The organism is Variovorax glacialis, assembly GCF_051216375.1.
Taxonomy (GTDB): Bacteria; Pseudomonadota; Gammaproteobacteria; order Burkholderiales; family Burkholderiaceae_C; genus Variovorax.
The window spans coordinates 424,922-440,707 of sequence record NZ_JBPJZT010000003.1 but is presented as its reverse complement, the minus strand read 5'-3'; the positions used below and the strand labels follow the sequence as shown (position 1 = coordinate 440,707).

General features: G+C 66.9%; 14 protein-coding genes. All 14 read left to right on the top strand.

Annotated elements, in window-relative coordinates; genetic code table 11:
- Positions 1-10: 10 nt before the first annotated feature.
- The 14 genes from ACSFBL_RS10770 to ACSFBL_RS10705 all read left to right on the top strand — a co-directional run bounded on the left by ACSFBL_RS10770 (position 11) and on the right by ACSFBL_RS10705 (position 15,682).
- A complete protein-coding gene (locus ACSFBL_RS10770; protein ID WP_435515754.1) occupies positions 11-1,504 on the top strand; it encodes an indolepyruvate oxidoreductase subunit beta family protein in 1,494 nt (497 codons plus the stop codon).
- Positions 1,505-1,517: 13 nt separating this feature from the next.
- Positions 1,518-2,510 carry a PDR/VanB family oxidoreductase gene (locus ACSFBL_RS10765; protein ID WP_435515753.1) on the top strand — a complete coding sequence of 331 codons (993 nt, stop codon included), beginning with the start codon at positions 1,518-1,520 and terminating at the stop codon, positions 2,508-2,510.
- A gap of 14 nt (positions 2,511-2,524) precedes the next feature.
- Positions 2,525-3,838 (top strand): aromatic ring-hydroxylating dioxygenase subunit alpha, encoded by a 1,314-nt coding sequence (locus tag ACSFBL_RS10760; protein WP_435515752.1) that lies wholly within the window; start codon positions 2,525-2,527, stop codon positions 3,836-3,838.
- Positions 3,838-4,323 (top strand): aromatic-ring-hydroxylating dioxygenase subunit beta, encoded by a 486-nt coding sequence (locus ACSFBL_RS10755; protein WP_435515751.1) that lies wholly within the window; start codon positions 3,838-3,840, stop codon positions 4,321-4,323. Before ACSFBL_RS10760 ends, ACSFBL_RS10755 begins: the two co-directional genes overlap by 1 nt.
- Positions 4,324-4,330: 7 nt before the next feature.
- Positions 4,331-5,953 carry an AMP-binding protein gene (locus ACSFBL_RS10750; RefSeq protein ID WP_435515750.1) on the top strand — a complete coding sequence of 541 codons (1,623 nt, stop codon included), beginning with the start codon at positions 4,331-4,333 and terminating at the stop codon, positions 5,951-5,953.
- A complete protein-coding gene (locus ACSFBL_RS10745; RefSeq protein WP_435515749.1) occupies positions 5,950-7,125 on the top strand; it encodes a thiolase family protein in 1,176 nt (391 codons plus the stop codon). The genes ACSFBL_RS10750 and ACSFBL_RS10745 overlap by 4 nt, the downstream gene beginning before the upstream one ends.
- Positions 7,126-7,207: 82 nt before the next feature.
- Positions 7,208-8,461: an SDR family NAD(P)-dependent oxidoreductase gene (locus ACSFBL_RS10740; RefSeq protein WP_435515748.1), complete on the top strand. Its 1,254-nt coding sequence runs from the start codon at positions 7,208-7,210 to the stop codon at positions 8,459-8,461.
- Positions 8,462-8,580: 119 nt separating this feature from the next.
- Positions 8,581-9,393 carry a cyclase family protein gene (locus ACSFBL_RS10735; protein ID WP_435515747.1) on the top strand — a complete coding sequence of 271 codons (813 nt, stop codon included), beginning with the start codon at positions 8,581-8,583 and terminating at the stop codon, positions 9,391-9,393.
- The gene (locus ACSFBL_RS10730; protein ID WP_435515746.1) at positions 9,390-10,121 is read left to right on the top strand and encodes an SDR family oxidoreductase; all 732 of its coding nucleotides are present in this window, start codon (positions 9,390-9,392) and stop codon (positions 10,119-10,121) included. The genes ACSFBL_RS10735 and ACSFBL_RS10730 overlap by 4 nt, the downstream gene beginning before the upstream one ends.
- A 126-nt stretch (positions 10,122-10,247) precedes the next feature.
- Positions 10,248-11,405: an ABC transporter substrate-binding protein gene (locus tag ACSFBL_RS10725; protein ID WP_435515745.1), complete on the top strand. Its 1,158-nt coding sequence runs from the start codon at positions 10,248-10,250 to the stop codon at positions 11,403-11,405.
- Between the two features lie 115 nt (positions 11,406-11,520).
- Positions 11,521-12,663, top strand: a complete 1,143-nt coding sequence (locus ACSFBL_RS10720; RefSeq protein ID WP_435515744.1) for an ABC transporter substrate-binding protein — start codon at positions 11,521-11,523, stop codon at positions 12,661-12,663.
- Positions 12,664-12,690: 27 nt separating this feature from the next.
- Positions 12,691-14,016, top strand: a complete 1,326-nt coding sequence (locus ACSFBL_RS10715) for an aromatic ring-hydroxylating dioxygenase subunit alpha (protein WP_435515743.1) — start codon at positions 12,691-12,693, stop codon at positions 14,014-14,016.
- Positions 14,013-14,483 carry an aromatic-ring-hydroxylating dioxygenase subunit beta gene (locus ACSFBL_RS10710; RefSeq protein ID WP_435515742.1) on the top strand — a complete coding sequence of 157 codons (471 nt, stop codon included), beginning with the start codon at positions 14,013-14,015 and terminating at the stop codon, positions 14,481-14,483. The genes ACSFBL_RS10715 and ACSFBL_RS10710 overlap by 4 nt, the downstream gene beginning before the upstream one ends.
- A 41-nt stretch (positions 14,484-14,524) precedes the next feature.
- Positions 14,525-15,682, top strand: a complete 1,158-nt coding sequence (locus tag ACSFBL_RS10705) for an ABC transporter substrate-binding protein (RefSeq protein WP_435515741.1) — start codon at positions 14,525-14,527, stop codon at positions 15,680-15,682.
- The last annotated feature ends 104 nt before the right edge of the window (positions 15,683-15,786 follow it).

Genomic DNA, 15,786 nt, shown 5'->3' with positions numbered 1-15,786 from the left:
GTTGATTCCGATGCGACAACAACCCATCAAGATTGCCATCCTCGCCATGGGCGGCGAGGGCGGCGGCGTACTTGCCGACTGGATCGTGGAGATGGGCGAGGCCAATGGCTACTTCGCCCAGACCACCTCGGTGCCCGGCGTGGCCCAACGTACCGGCGCCACGATCTACTACGTCGAGCTCTACCCCGAGGCGCAGGCCGAGGCCGACGGCGGCAAGCCGGTGCTGGCACTCATGCCGCTTCCGGGCGACGTCGACGTCGTCCTCGCTTCGGAGCTGATGGAGGCCGGTCGCGCCGTGCAGCGCGGTCTGGTCACGCGTGACCGTACGACGCTCATCGCATCGACGCACCGCGTCTATTCCATCGCCGAGAAGAGCGCGATGGGCGACGGCCGTGTCGACAGCACCGAACTGCTGGTGCATGCCGAGCGCGCCGCCAAGCGCTTCATCCGCTTCGACATGGCGCAGGCGGCGGAAGCCTCCGGCAGCGTGATCAGTGCCGTGCTCTTCGGTGCGCTCGCCGGTTCCGGCGTGCTGCCCTTCGGTCGCGCGCAGTTCGAGGCGACCATCGAGCACGGCGGCGTCGGCGTCAAGCCGAGCCTGAAGGCCTTCGCCGGGGCCTTCGCGCGTGCGCAGGGCGCCCTGGAGCCGGAAGCCCCCGTGGTCGAGACGCCGGCGCCGCAGCCGCGCCATCCGGCCGTGCGTGCGCTGGTGGAGCGCGTGCAGCGCGACTTCCCGGCCTCCGCGCATTACCTGCTGCTCGAAGGCGTGCGCCGGTTGATCGACTACCAGGACGTCGACTACGCCGGCCTCTACCTCGACCGCGCGGCCGCAATCGCCGCATTGCCGGCGCGCGACGAAGGTCGACTGCTGCGCGAGACCGCGCGCCACATGGCGCTGTGGATGTCTTACGAGGACACCGCCCGCGTCGCCGCGCTCAAGACCCGCTCGTCGCGCTTCGAGCGCGTGCGCGGCGAGGCGCGCGTACAGGACGACCAGGTGCTCGCCATCAACGAATACATGCACCCGCGCCTGCAGGAAATCTGCGAGACCTTGCCGGCCGGCTTCGGCCGCTGGCTGATGGATTCGACCTTGCCGCGCAAGCTCGTCGAACGCCTGACCCAGAAAGGCCGCGTGATCCAGACCAGCTCGCTGCGGGGCTACCTGATGCTCAGCACCGTCGCCGCGATGAAGCGCTGGCGCCGGTCGACCTTGCGCTACGCCGAGGAAAACCGCCGCATCGAGGAATGGCTGAAGCGCATCGCCGACACGGCCGCCGGCAACCCTGCGCTCGCAGTCGAAATCGCGCAATGCCAGCGACTCGTCAAGGGCTACAGCGACACCCACGAGCGCGGCCTGCGCAACTACGACACCGTGATGGACGCCGTGCAGCGTGCAGGCTCGGCCATCGCACCCGCCACGCTGCGCGAGCTGCGTGACGCCGCACTCGCCGACGAACACGGCGACAAACTGCGCGCCGCGCTCGCCCAGCACGCGCTCGCCTGAACCGGAACCGCCCATGTCCGCCCAGCCCGCCACCCTGCAATTGCGCGTCGTCGAGGCGCGCGAGCTGAATCCGCTGATCAAGACCTTCCGCCTCGCCGCGGCCGACGGCAGCGTGCTCCCCGGCTATACCGCCGGCGCGCACATCCGCGTCCAGGTCGAACTGCCCGACGGCAAGAAGGATTGGCGCCACTATTCGCTGATCAATTTCACCGCGCAGGCCGACGCCACCGACGCCCCGACGGCCTACGCCATCGCGGTGCGCAAGGAAGACGACGGCCGAGGCGGCTCGCGCTTCATGCACGAGCGCTTGCGCGAAGGCGATCTCGTCACCATCGAAGTGCCGAAGAACGACTTTCCCCTGCACACCGGGCCCGGCGGCACGGTGCTGCTGGCAGGCGGCATCGGCGTGACGCCGCTCGCCAGCATGGCGACGCGCCGCCGCGCCGAAAGCCTGCCCGTGCGCATGCACTACGCGGGACGCAGCCGCGAGCTGATGGCCTTCCTGCCCGAACTGCAATCAGTGCTGGGCGACGACCTGCTCGTTCATTCGGATGCCGAGCGGGGCAGCCCCTTCGACATCGGCGCGCTGCTCGACGGCATCCCCGCGGGCGATCGGCTCTACGTCTGCGGCCCCAAGGTCATGCTCGACGCGGTGCTGGCGCAAACCCAGGCGCGCGGCTGGACGCACGATCGCGTGCACTTCGAACTCTTCACCACGCCCGTCGTGGAGGAGGGCGACCACCCCTTCGAGGTCGAACTCGCCCAGTCCGGCCAGCGCTTCACCGTGCCGGCCGACCAGAGCGTCCTGGACTGCCTGATCGAGCACGGCTGCGACCCGATGTTCGACTGCAAGCGCGGCGAATGCGGCGTGTGCGCGACGCCGGTGCTCGAAGGCGACATCGACCACCGCGACTACGTGCTGACCGCCCGCGAGAAGGCCGAAGGCAACGTGATGCAGATCTGCATCTCGCGCATCAAGGGCCAGCGGCTGGTGCTGGACATCTGAAGGAGACACCCGACATGACTTCGTACCGAGGCAACCCCGAAGCCGTTCGCGCGCTGGTGCAGCCCGACCGCGTGCACCGCGACCTCTACACGAGCGCCGAGCTGTTCGAACTGGAGCAGGAACACTTTTTTGCGAACACCTGGAACTACGCCGGCCACGAAAGCCAGATCCCGAAGTCCGGCGACTACCTCAACACAGAGATCGCCGGCCGTCCGCTGATCATCGTGCGCCACACCGACGGCTCGGTGCGCGCGATGATGAACCGCTGCGCCCACAAGGGCTCGCGCCTGGTGAGCGCTCCCTGCGGCAACACCGGCAAGTTCTTTCGCTGCCCGTACCACGCCTGGACCTTCAAGACCGACGGTTCGCTGCTCTCGATCCCGCTGAAGAACGGCTACGAAGGCACGCAACTGCACGAATGCGAATCGGCCAAGGGCCTGACCACGCTGAAGAACGTGCGCAGCCATCGCGGCCTCATCTTCGTCAAGATCAACGACGTCGGGCCGGACTTCGAGGAGTTCTTCGGCGATTCGCTGAGTTCCATCGACAACATGGCGGACCGCTCGCCGGAAGGCGAACTCGAGATCGCCGGCGGCTGCCTGCGCTTCATGCACCAGTGCAACTGGAAGATGTTCGTCGAGAACCTCAACGACACCATGCATCCGATGGTGGCGCACGAATCCTCCGCCGGCACCGCCAAGACCATGTGGGCCGACAAGCCGACGGACGAACCGAAGCCGATGGCCATCGAGCAGTTCGTGCCCTTCATGTCGGACTACAAGTTCTTCGAGGACATGGGGGTCCGCACCTACGACAACGGCCACAGCTTCACGGGCGTCAACTTCAGCATCCACAGCAAGTACAAGGCGATCCCCGAGTACGACAACGCGATGAAGGCGACCTACGGCGAGGAGCGCACCGCGCAGATCCTCGGCATGGCGCGGCACAACACCGTGTACTACCCGAACCTCACCATCAAGGGCGCCATCCAGGCGATCCGCGTGGTGCGGCCGATCTCCGTCGACAAGACCCTGATCGAGAGCTGGACGTTCCGCCTCAAGGGTGCGCCGCCGGAACTGCTCCAGCGAACGACCATGTACAACCGGCTCATCAACTCGCCGTTCTCGGTCGTCGGTCATGACGACCTGCAGGCCTATCGCGGCATCCAGGCTGGCCTGCATGCGAGCGGCAACGAATGGGTCAGCCTCCATCGCAACTACGACCCTGCCGAGACCGCTGGGGGCGAGATCACGACGGTCGGCACCAGCGAACTCCCGATGCGCAACCAATACCGCACCTGGGCCCGCTACATGACGGAGACGATGTGATGCAGGCCGCCGTGACCCGCCAGGATCTGATCGACTTCGTGGTGAAGGAATCGCGTCTGCTGGACGGGAAGCGCTACGAAGAATGGAACGCACTCTTCACCGACGAGGCCTTCTATTGGGTGCCGCTCGTTCCCGACCAGGAAGACGGCATCAACCACACCTCGCACCTCTATGAAGACAAGCTGTTGCGCGACCTGCGCATCGAGCGCCTCAAGAGCCCGCGCGCGTTCTCGCAGCAGCCGCCCAGCCGCTGCCACCATCTGCTGCAGACGCCGACGGTCGAGGAATTCGACCTGGAGGCGAATTGCTTCGTGGTGCGCACCGAGTTCCACTACACCGAGTCGCAGGGCGACGAACTGCAGTTCTACGTCGGCACCTTCTTTCATCACCTCACGGTGGACGGCGGTGCACTGCGCATGACGCTGAAGCGCGTGAACCTGCTCAACTGCGACGCGGCGCTGCCGGCCGTGCAGCTCTTCATCTAGGCCCAGCATGAACGCATCCGTTCACGACGCCTTCACCGCGAGCGCGCGGCGCACGCCGGGGGCCGAGTTCCTCTTCACCGAGTCGGTCACCGCCGCCGCCTACGGCATCGAGCCCGGCGCCATCGCGTGGGGCGAGGCTGCGGCCGAGGTCGAGCGCCTCCGGCTCGCCTACGCCCAGGCGGGCTACGGCCATGGTCACCGCGTCGGCCTCCTGCTGGAGAACCGGCCGGCCTTTCTCTTCCACTGGTTCGCGCTCAATGCGCTCGGGGTGAGCGTGGTGCCGATCAATGCGGAAATGCGCGCCGCCGAACTGAGCTATCTCATCGGCCACAGCGAGATCGGCCTGGCCGTGACGCTGCCACATCGCGCGGCCGATCTGCGCGCCGCCGCCGAAACGGCAGGCATCGCCTTCGAGACCATGGGCCCGGACGATGCGGTGCCTGCCTCGAAGACCGTCGCGCCCCGTGCCGCGGAGCCGGTCGGGCTCGCGACCGAATGCGCGCTGCTCTACACCTCGGGGACCACCGGCCGCCCGAAGGGCTGCATGCTGAGCAACGAGTACTTCCTGCGTGCCGGGCAGTGGTACGCGGAACTCGGCGACCTCTGCCCCGTGCGCCCGGATGCCGAGCGCATCATCACGCCGCTGCCGCTCAACCATGTGAACGCGATGGCGTTCTCGACCATGGTGGTGCTCCTCGCTGGCGGATGCCTGGTGCAACTCGACCGTTTCCATCCGAAGTCGTGGCTGCAAAGCGCGCGGGAGAGCGGCGCCACCATCGCGCACTACCTGGGCGTGATGCCCGCCATGCTGCTGTCCGCGCCCGCGATGGCGTCGGACCGCGAACACGCCATCCGCTGGGGCTTCGGCGCCGGCGTGGACCGCAAGAACCACGCGCCCTTCGAGGCACGCTTCGGTTTTCCGCTGGTCGAGGCCTGGGCCATGACCGAGACCGGTGCCGCCGCATGCGTGATGGCGAACCACGAACCACGTCATGTCGGCACGAGTTGCTTCGGCCGCCGCGAGGATTTCGTAGAGATCCGCCTCGTCGACGACGAGGGCCGCGATGCCGCCGACGGCACGCCGGGCGAACTGCTGGTGCGCTCGTCGGGATCCGACCCGAAGCGCTACTTCTTCTCGGGTTACCTGAAGGACGAGGACGCCACGCGCGAAGCCTGGGCCGGCGGTTGGTTCCACACCGGCGACATGGTGCGGCGCGACGCGGACGGCAACTACTTCTTCGTCGATCGCAAGAAGAACGTGATTCGCCGCAGCGGCGAGAACATCTCGGCGGTCGAGGTCGAGAGCGTGCTGAACCAGCATCCGGCGGTGAAGACGTCCGCCGTCGCGGCCACGCCCGACAGCGTGCGTGGTGACGAAGTGCTGGCCTGCATCGTGATGCGGGACGACGCCGATGCATCGGCGCCCGAGCAGGTCGCCGCCAGCATCGTCGAGCATGCGCTGGCGCAGCTGGCCTACTACAAGGCACCGGGCTACGTCGCCTTTGTCGATGCACTGCCGCTCACCGCATCGCAGAAGATCCAGCGTGGCCAGTTGCGTGAACTGGCGCATGCGTTGCCGGGGCAGCCGCACTGCATCGACACGCGCTCGATGAAGAAGAGGCAGGGATGACCAGGAAACGGCTTTCCTACGAAGGCGTGGCAGTCGCCGTGCCCGTCACCGTGCCCTACGTGCGCTATTCGACGCGCACCGCGCACTGGTTCCTCGGCCAGGCGATCGAGGCGCTGGTGAAGGCCAGCGGCGTGAAGAAGGAACAGATCGACGGCCTCTGCGTCAGCAGTTTCTCGCTCGCGCCCGACACGGCCGTCGGCGTGACGCAGCATCTCGGCCTGTCGCCGCGCTGGCTCGACCACATGCCTACCGGCGGGGCCTCGGGCGTGATGTGCCTGCGGCGCGCGGCGCGTGCGGTGCAGTCGGGCGATGCCGACGTAGTCGCTTGCGTCGCGGCCGACACCAACCACGTCGACTCCTTCCGGCAGACGCTGGGCAGCTTCAGCAACTTTGCCCGCGACGCGACCTACCCCTACGGATCGGGCGGACCCAACTCCATCTTCGCCTTCATCACCGCGCACTACATGCGGACCTTCGGCGCCACCCGCGAGGACTTCGGCCGCATCTGCGTCGACCAGCGCAGCAATGCGCTCAAGAATCCGAACGCGATGTTCAGGAAGCCGCTCACGCTCGATGAATACATCGATGCCCGGCCCATCTCGGACCCGATCCACCTGTTCGACTGCGTGATGCCCTGCGCCGGCGCGGAAGCCTTCCTCGTGATGAGCGAGGAGCGCGCGCGCGACCTCGGGCTGGCCCACGTGGTGATCCGCGGTGCGATCGAGCGGCACAACGCCTATTCCGAGGATCCGGTGATGATCCGCGGCGGCTGGCGCATGGACCGCGACGACCTCTACGCCCAGGCCGGCGTCGCGCCCGCCGACGTCGACTTCGTGCAGACCTACGACGACTATCCCGTCATCGTGATGATGCAGTTCGAGGATCTCGGCTTCTGCGAGAAGGGCGAGGGCTCGGCCTTCGTGCAGTCGCACACGATGACCAACGACGGCAGTTTCCCCAACAACACCAGCGGCGGCCAGCTCTCGGCCGGACAGGCCGGCGCGGCGGGAGGCTTCCTCGGCATGACCGAGGCCATCCGCCAGCTCACCGACACCGCGGGACCACGTACCGTGCCCGATGCGCAACTGGGCTTGGTCGCCGGCTTCGGCATGGTCACCTACGACCGCTGCCTGTGCACCGGCGCCGTAGTTCTAGGAAGGCCTGAACGATGAACCCCCACGTTTGCCGCATCGCGGCTGCACTGGCCCCCGAGGGGGCCGCGCGCCTGCCTTGGGGCGGCCCGGCGGAGGCGCCATGACCATGCCCCTGATGCGCCCCAAGCGCAAGAACCCGGTCCTTCGCACCCGGCAGATGAACCTGCCGCCGTGGGCGCGTGGACGCGTGGCGCTCGGCATCACCGCCGCCGCCGCCGAAGGCCGCTTCGAACTGCAGACCTGCGAGGACTGCGGCACCGTGCAGTACCCGCCGCGCGAGGCCTGCCACAAGTGCCTGTCGCCCCGCTTGCACTGGCGCGAGCAGAACGGCGAAGGCGAACTGCTCAGCAGCACCACGCTGCATCACAGCAACGACCTGTTCTTCCGCGAACGGCTGCCCTGGCGGCTGGGCCTGGTCCATCTCGATGCTGGCCCGACGCTGATGGTCCACCTCCACGGCGAGGTCGGCGATGCGCCGGCACGCGTGCGCGTCGGCGCGAGGCTCGACCGCGCGGGCCAGGCCGTACTCATTGGATTTCCGAACGAAGGGAGCCCCCACATGGCTGACGACAAGATGCTGAGAGAAATGACGAGCGACCCCAAGTTCCGGAAAGTCCTCGTGACCGACGGCAAGACCGAAGTGGGGCAGGCCATCGTGCGTGCGCTGGTCAAGGCCGGCGCCGACATCGTGTGGGTCGGCCATGCCGAGCCATGGAAGAAGATCGGTGGTCTCGATGACATCGCGGCCCTGCCGCAGGTCACGCTGGTGCCGCTCGACCTGACCAACGGGCGCTCCGTGAGCGAGCTGGCCGGCGAGATCGGCGGCAAGGTGGACATCGTGATCAACAACGCCGAAGTGCATCGCAGCTTCGGCATCGGCGGGCGGCGCGGCACCGACGTGGCCAAGGCCGAGATGGACATCAACTACTTCGGCCTGCTGCGGCTCGCGCAGGAGTTCGGTCCGGCGCTCAAGGGGCGCTCGGCCGACGGCGTGACCGGTGCCACAGCCTGGGTCAACCTGCTGTCGATCTACGCGCTCAGCAACTTCCCGCCGCACGGCACCTTCAGCGCGTCGAAGGCCGCGGCCCATTCGCTTGCCCAGTGCCTGCGTGCGGAGATGCGGCCGGCCGGCATCCGCGTGATCAACCTGTTTCCAGGCCCGATCGACGATGAATGGAACCAGCACACGCCGCCGCCCAAGCTGGGTGCAAGCACCTTGGCCAACGCGATCGTCAAGGCGCTGCGCGATGGCGTCGAAGACGTGTATCCGGGCGACGTAGCTCAGGAGTGGTTGGAACGCTGGCGCGACAACCCAAAAATTCTCGAACGCGAACTCGCAGCCGGCGGGGGCTAGTTGCACACCCCCAGGCTTGCCCACTTCGTGTGGCAGCCCACCCCCTCGCCGGGGGCAACACCGGTGGTCCGGCAAAGCCGGTTCCGCGGTGTTTCTGAATTGAGATCTGGAGCAATGCAATGACGACGACGACTGAACTGATGTCTACCGCGGAGATCCTCGGCGGTTTGGTGAGCGCCATGGCGACGGGCCGTATCCGCGTCATCGACCTCACGCAGACCCTGACGCCCGAGTTTCCGCAGATCGCGCTGCCGCCCGAGATGGGGCAGTGCTGGCCCTTTCGCATCGAGGAAGTCTCGAAGTACGACGAGCGTGGGCCGGGCTGGTACTGGAACAACTTCTCCTGCGGCGAGCACACAGGTACGCACTTCGACGCGCCGATCCACTGGATCTCGGGGCGCGACCTGCCGAACAATTCGGTGGACACCATTCCCGTGCAGCATTTCGTCGCGCCCGCCTGCGTGATCGATTGCTCGCCGCAGGTGAAGGACGATCCCGACTACCTGCTCACCATCGAAGACATAGAGGACTACGAAGCGAAGCATGGCCGCATTCCGAAGGGCGCCTGGGTGCTGATGCGCACCGATTGGTCGAAGCGGCATGACCCCGAGGCCTACCAGAACTTCGACGAGACCGGCCAGCACACGCCCGGCCCGAGCACCGAGGCCGTGCGCTTCCTGGTCGAGCAGCGCGATGTGCTCGGCTTCGGCTCGGAGGCCATCGGCACCGATGCCGGCCAGGGCTACCACCTGCGGCCGCCGTACCCGTGCCACTACTACATGCACGGCGCGGGTCGCTATGGCCTGCAGTGCCTCAGCAACCTCGACCTGCTCCCGCCCTCGGGTGCGGTGCTGATCTGCCCGCCGCTCAAGATCGAGAAGGGCAGCGGCAGTCCCTTGCGTGTGCTGGCGCTGGTTGGAGCCACCGCATGAGCGCCCCGTCGAAGGTCGCCGCCGTCACCGGCGGCAGCGCGGGCATCGGCAAGGCGATCTGCGAAGACCTGCTGGCGCAGGGCTACGAGGTGGTGTCGCTCGCGCGGCGTCCGTCCGACATCGATCATCCGAAGCTGCACAGCATCGAGGTCGATCTGGCGGATCGCGCAGCCACGGCCCAGGCGGTGGCGGAGCTCGTGCGCCGCTTCGACGTGACGACCGTGGTCCACAACGCCGGCGTGATTCGTCCCGCGCTACTGGCAGACGTGAAGCTCGACGACCTCGATGCACTGGTCGATCTGCATCTGGGCTGCGCCATCCAGCTCGTGCAGGCCGCCTTGCCAACGATGCGCGCGCAGCGCTTCGGTCGCGTCGTGCTGCTGTCGTCGCGCGCCGCGCTCGGCCTTGCGACGCGCACCAGCTACTCCGCGACCAAGGCCGGCATGCTCGGCATGGCGCGCACCTGGGCGCTCGAACTGGCGGGTGATGGCATCACGGTCAACGTCGTCGCGCCGGGGCCGATTCGCACCGACATGTTCTACGACGTCGTCGAAGCGGGCAGCGAGAAGGAACGCGCACTCGCCGCATCGGTGCCGGTCAAGCGGCTTGGCGAGTCGGCGGACGTGGCACGGGCCGTGCGTTTCTTTGCCGATCCTGCGAGCAGCTTCATCACCGGGCAAGTCCTCTACGTGTGCGGCGGCACCAGCGTGGGCAGCCTGGCCCTCTAGCGCTCCATCGCATTCATCTCCTCAACTCATCGTTCTCTCCCTTGTCACTGCGCCAAGGTCTCGCTAGCATTCTTGACATCTAAATAGTTCACAAATCATGTGCTTGTTCACCCCCTGGAGGTTTGCATGAAAGTCCTGACCCGAATCTGTGCCCTGGCGGGCATTGCCGCTGGCCTCAGCGTCCTGTCCACCGCGAGCGCATGGGCGGCCGACCTCAAGGTGGGCTTCATCACCTCGCTGTCGGGCCCGGTGTCCTCGCTGGGCATTCCCTATGACAAGGGCATCAAGGCCGCGGTCGCCTACAAGTCGGAGTTGAACGGTCGCAAGATCCAGCTGGTTCAGCTCGACGACGCGTCGGATCCGTCGACGGCCGCGCGCAACGCCCGCAAGCTCATCGACGAGGACAAGGTCGACGTGATCATCGGCACGGCGGGTTCGCCGGGTGCGCTCGCCATCGCTGCCGTTGCGCGCGAAACCAAGACGCCGCTGATCTCCATCGCCAATGCCAACCTGCCGGGCGAAGAAGGCGCGTGGATGGTCACGCTGCCGCAACCCGCGCCGCTGATGGTGAGTGCGGTGGTCGAGCGCATGAAGCAGTCGGGCGTGAAGACGGTCGGCTACATCGGCTTCTCCGACGCCTGGGGCGACCTCGTCTACGACGCACTGCAGAAGAGCGCGGAGCCGGCCGGCATCAAGATCGTCTCGAACGAACGCTATGCGCGCGGCGATTCCTCGGTCACCGGCCAGGTGCTGAAGATCGTCGCGCTGCGTCCCGATGCGGTGATCACCGGCACCTCCGGAACGCCCGGCGCCTTGCCTTACCTCGCATTGGCGGAGCGTGGCTACAAGGGCCAGATCTACGGCATGCACGCGCTCATCAACCCGGACTTCGTGCGCGTCGGTGGTACCTCCGTCGAAGGCCTGCTGGCACCCACGGGCCCGGTCATCGTGGCCGAGCAGTTGCCCGACTCCAACCCGATCCGCAAGGTCTCGATGGACTTCCGGGCGGCCTATCAAAAGGCGAACGGTGCGCCGCCGACCGATGCGTTCTCCGCGTATTCATTCGACGCATGGCTGCTGTTCCTCGATGCGGCTGCACGCACGAAGGGTGAGCCCGGCACGCCGGCCTACCGCGTTGCGCTGCGCGATTCGATCGTCTCCACCAAAGAGCTGGTCGGCACGCACAGCGTCTACAACTTCAAACCCGACAACCGCTATGGCTCGGACGAACGCTCGCGCGTCATCGTCAAGCTCGAAAAGGGCCAATGGAAACTTGTTCCCTGACCCCCAGGCTCGCGCACTTCGTGTCGCTCTCCACCCCCTTCCAGGGGGCGATACCTGCGGACCGGCGCAGCCGGTTCCGCGGTATCCCTGAAAAACCCATGCACAAATCTCGACAATGAAAAAACTCATCGCTTTCCTCGGCGTGTCTGCCGTTGCCATTGCAGCCACACAGGCGCTTGCGGCGGACCTCAAAGTCGGCTTCATCAGCTCGCTCTCCGGGCCGGTGTCGGCGCTGGGCATTCCCTACGAGAAGGGCATCCGCGCGGCCGTCGCCGAGCATCCGGTGCTGGCTGGCCACAAGGTCGAGCTGATCGTGCTCGACGACGCTTCCGACCCGACGACGGCCGGGCGCAATGCGCGCAAGCTCGTGGTCGAGGACAAGGTCGACGTGCTCATCGGCACCTCGGGCGTCCCGGGCGCGATGGCCATCGCGGCGGTGGCGCGTGAACTCAACACGCCGCTGATCTCGCCCACGCCCGTCACCATTCCCGGTCCCGAGGGTGCGTGGACCGTGACGGTGTCACAGCCTTTCCCGCTGATGGTCGCCGCGGTCGTGGATCGCATGAAGAAGTCGGGCGTCAAGACGGTCGCCTTCATCGGCTTCTCCGATGCGCTGGGCGATCTCGCCTACGACTCCCTCATGAAGAGCGCCGAAGGCGCCGGCATCAAGGTCGTTGCGAACGAGCGCTATGCGCGCAGCGATTCGTCCGTCGCCGGCCAGGTGCTGAAGATCATCTCGGCCCGCCCCGACGCGGTGTTCGCCGGCAACTCCGGCACGCCGGGCGCGCTGCCTTACCTGGCGCTTGCCGAGCGCGGGTACAAGGGCCAGATCTACGGCACGCACGGCCTCATCAACGCCGACTTCGTGCGCGTGGGGGGTGCCTCGATCGAAGGGCTGCAAGTGCCCAGCGGACCCGTGCTGGTGGCCGACCAGTTGCCCGACAGCAACCCGATCAAGAAGGTCTCGATGGCGTTCCGCGATGCCTACAAGAAGGCCAACGGCGCGTTGCCGAACGATGCCTTCTCCTCGTACACCTACGACGCCTACCTGCTTCTCGCCGATGCGGCCTCGCGTACCAAGGGCGAGCCGGGCACGCCCCAGTACCGCACGGCGCTGCGTGACGCGATCGTGAGCACGAAGGAGCTGACGGGTACGCACGGCATCTACAACTTCAAGCCTGACAACCGCTACGGCTCCGACCAGCGCGCCGTCGTCATCGTGCGCAGCGAAAAGGGCCAGTGGAAGCTGGTTCCCTGACCTGACTCGATGCCAGGCAGACCCGCGATGAACACCTACAGAAACCGTCCCGACGCCATCCGTGCGCTGGTGCAGGACGACCGCGTCCATCGCGACGTCTACCTGAGCGATGAGCTCTTCGCGCTGGAGCAGGAGCAGTTCTTCGCCAACACCTGGCTCTACGTCGGCCACGCGAGCCAGGTGCCCAACGTGGGCGACTACTGGTCGCTCGACTTCGCAGGCCGCCCGGTGATGATGGTCCGCCAGCCCGACGGTGCGGTCCGCGTGTTCTACAACCGCTGTGCCCACAAGGGCAGCCGGCTCGTCACCGACGAGAGCGGCAACGCCGGCAAGTTCTTCCGCTGCCCGTACCACGCCTGGACCTACAAGCTCGACGGCGCACCGCTCGCCATTCCCCTCAAGAGCGGCTACGAGGGCACGCGTCTGAAGGAGTGCGAGTCGGGACAGGGGCTCACGCCGATCCGGAACGTCCACGTCTACCGCGACTTCGTCTTTGCGCGGCTGTCCGATGAAGGCCCGGACTTCGAGCGCTACTTCGGCGAGGTGCTGCGCGCCATCGACAACATGGTCGATCGCTCGCCCGAGGGCCGCCTGACCGTCGGCGGCGGCGTGATGCGCAACATCATCCATTGCAACTGGAAGATGTACCTCGAGAACATCAACGACACGGTGCATCCGATGTCGACGCACGAGTCGGCCACGCAGGCCGCCGATGCGCTGTGGCAAGGCCGCGCGCCCGACGCGCACAAGCCGATGGCCATGGAGCAGATCCTGCCCTTCGGTTCCGGCTACGACTTCTTCGACAAGATGGGTGGCCGCGTCTTCGCCAACGGGCACAGCGTGCTCGGCGTGAACTTCAGCATCCACTCGAATTACGCGCAGTTGCCGGACTACGAGGAAGCGATGCGCGCCGCGCACGGCGCCGAGCGCGCGGCGGAGATCCTGCAGCGCTCGCCGCAGAACTCGGTGTTCTTCCCCAGCCTGTCGGTGAAGGGCTCGCCGCAGGCGATCCGCGTGATCCGTCCGCTGGCTGCCAACCGCACGTTGATCGAGGCCTGGAGCTTTCGCGCCGCCGGTGCGCCCGATCTGCTCTTCGAGCGTGCGATGAACTACAACCGCCTCGTCTTCTCCCCGATGTCGGTCGTGGCCCATGACGATGTGCATCTGTTCGAAAGCATGCAGCAGGGCCTGCGCGCCGAAGGCAACGAATGGGTGAGCCTGCATCGCAACTTCGATCCGGCCGAACTCACGCAGGACGCCATCACGACCAACGGCACCAACGAACTGCTGATGCGCAACCAGTTCCGCGCCTGGGCGAAATTCATGACCTCGGGCATGGAGACGGTCGCGTGATGGCGCCGGAAGACTTCATCGCCGCCGAGGCTGCACTGCTCGATGCCCGTCGTTTCGACGACTGGCTGGCGCTGTTCACCGAAGACGGCCACTACTGGGTGCCATTGCTCGGCGCCGCACAGGCCGATCCCTACTCACACAATTCTCTGGCGTACGAAGACCGGCTGTTGCTGCAATTGCGCGTCGACCGTCTGAAGAATCCGCGCGCGCATTCGCAGCATCCCGCGAGCCACTGCCAGCACGTGCTGCAGCGTTCGGTCGTCGAAGGCGAAGACGAGGCCAGCGGCGAACTCGTGCTGCGCACGCCGTTCATCTATGTCGAGGCGCGCGGCGAGGACCAGGTCCTGCTCGCCGGTACCTGCCGTCATCGCCTCGTGCGCGCTGCGCAAGGCTGGGCCATCCGGCAGAAACGCGTCGATCTTCTCAACGCCGGGCGTGCACTGCCCGCCATTCAGTTGTTCATCTGAGCGACCCGCTCAACCATTCCACCCCCACCAGGAGCTAAGACATGAAGAGCTTGATGCAGACCTTGACGCGCACCGCGCTGGCGGCCGCACTGGGCGCCGGTTTCGCGATGACCGCGTTCGCTGCCGACCTCAAGGTCGGCCTGAGCGTTTCGCTCTCCGGCCCCAACTCCTCCCTCGGCGTGCCCTACGCCAAGGGCATGCAGGCCGCGCTGGCGTACAAGCCCGAGGTCAATGGCCGCAAGATCCAGCTCATCGTGCTCGACGATGGTTCCGACCCGACCACCGCCGGCCGCAATGCGCGCAAGCTGGTCGAGGAAGACAAGGTCGACATCCTGATGGGCACCTCCGGCGTTCCCGCCGCCATCGCGATGGCGCAGGTCGGCCGCGATGCGAAAGTGCCGATGATCGGCCTCACGCCGATCCAGCTCGACCCGGCCGAGAACGCATGGGTCTTCACCGTCGCGCAGCCGACGCAGCTCATGATCGACGCGGTCGTCCAGCGGATGAAGAAGGACGGCATCAAGACCGTCGGCTACATCGGCTTCTCCGACGCCTGGGGCGACCTGGTCTACAACGCGCTGATGAAGTCCGCGCCCGAGGCCGGCATCAAGGTGCTGGGCAACGAGCGCTATGCACGCGCCGATGCCTCCGTCACCGGCCAGGTGCTCAAGCTCGTCGCGATGAAGCCCGACGCGGTCATGACCGGCGGTGCCGGCACGCCGGGCGCGCTGCCCTTCCTCGCGCTGACCGAGCGCGGCTTCAAGGGACCTGTGTACGGGCAGCATGGCCTCATCAACCCCGACTTCGTGCGCGTGGTCGGTGCCTCCGGCCAAGGTGCGCTGATGCCGACCGGCCCGGTGATCGTGGCCGAGCAACTGCCCGCCGAATACCCGACCAAGAAGATCGCGATGGACTTCCGCGCGGTGTTCCAGAAGGTCAACAACGCGCCGACCAGCGATGCCTTCTCGGCCTACTCCTTCGACGGCTGGCTGGTGTTCACCGATGCAGCCGCGCGCGCCAAGGGCGAGCCGGGCACGCCCGAATTCAGGCTGTCGCTGCGCGACGCGATCGCGAGCACCAAGGAAGTCGTCGGCACGCACGGCGTCTACAACTTCAAGCCCGGCAACCTGTACGGCGTGGATGAACGCGCACGCGTGATCGTCAAGCTCGACAACGGCCAGTGGAAGCTGGCGCCGTGACCCACCCCCAGGCTTGCCCACTGCGTGTGGCCGCCTCCCCCCTGCGAGGGGGCGACGCCTGCGGCCCGGCGGAGCCGGTTCCGCGGCATCCCACGGCCCGCAGC

Excerpts from the sequence above, each read along its gene's own strand:
- ACSFBL_RS10770 (WP_435515754.1), top strand. The coding sequence starts at position 11 with ATGCGACAACAACCCATCAAGATTGCCATCCTCGCCATGGGCGGCGAG.
- ACSFBL_RS10765 (WP_435515753.1), top strand. The coding sequence starts at position 1,518 with ATGTCCGCCCAGCCCGCCACCCTGCAATTGCGCGTCGTCGAGGCGCGC.
- ACSFBL_RS10760 (WP_435515752.1), top strand. The coding sequence starts at position 2,525 with ATGACTTCGTACCGAGGCAACCCCGAAGCCGTTCGCGCGCTGGTGCAG.
- ACSFBL_RS10755 (WP_435515751.1), top strand. The coding sequence starts at position 3,838 with ATGCAGGCCGCCGTGACCCGCCAGGATCTGATCGACTTCGTGGTGAAG.
- ACSFBL_RS10750 (WP_435515750.1), top strand. The coding sequence starts at position 4,331 with ATGAACGCATCCGTTCACGACGCCTTCACCGCGAGCGCGCGGCGCACG.
- ACSFBL_RS10745 (WP_435515749.1), top strand. The coding sequence starts at position 5,950 with ATGACCAGGAAACGGCTTTCCTACGAAGGCGTGGCAGTCGCCGTGCCC.
- ACSFBL_RS10740 (WP_435515748.1), top strand. The coding sequence starts at position 7,208 with ATGACCATGCCCCTGATGCGCCCCAAGCGCAAGAACCCGGTCCTTCGC.
- ACSFBL_RS10735 (WP_435515747.1), top strand. The coding sequence starts at position 8,581 with ATGACGACGACGACTGAACTGATGTCTACCGCGGAGATCCTCGGCGGT.
- ACSFBL_RS10730 (WP_435515746.1), top strand. The coding sequence starts at position 9,390 with ATGAGCGCCCCGTCGAAGGTCGCCGCCGTCACCGGCGGCAGCGCGGGC.
- ACSFBL_RS10725 (WP_435515745.1), top strand. The coding sequence starts at position 10,248 with ATGAAAGTCCTGACCCGAATCTGTGCCCTGGCGGGCATTGCCGCTGGC.
- ACSFBL_RS10720 (WP_435515744.1), top strand. The coding sequence starts at position 11,521 with ATGAAAAAACTCATCGCTTTCCTCGGCGTGTCTGCCGTTGCCATTGCA.
- ACSFBL_RS10715 (WP_435515743.1), top strand. The coding sequence starts at position 12,691 with ATGAACACCTACAGAAACCGTCCCGACGCCATCCGTGCGCTGGTGCAG.
- ACSFBL_RS10705 (WP_435515741.1), top strand. The coding sequence starts at position 14,525 with ATGAAGAGCTTGATGCAGACCTTGACGCGCACCGCGCTGGCGGCCGCA.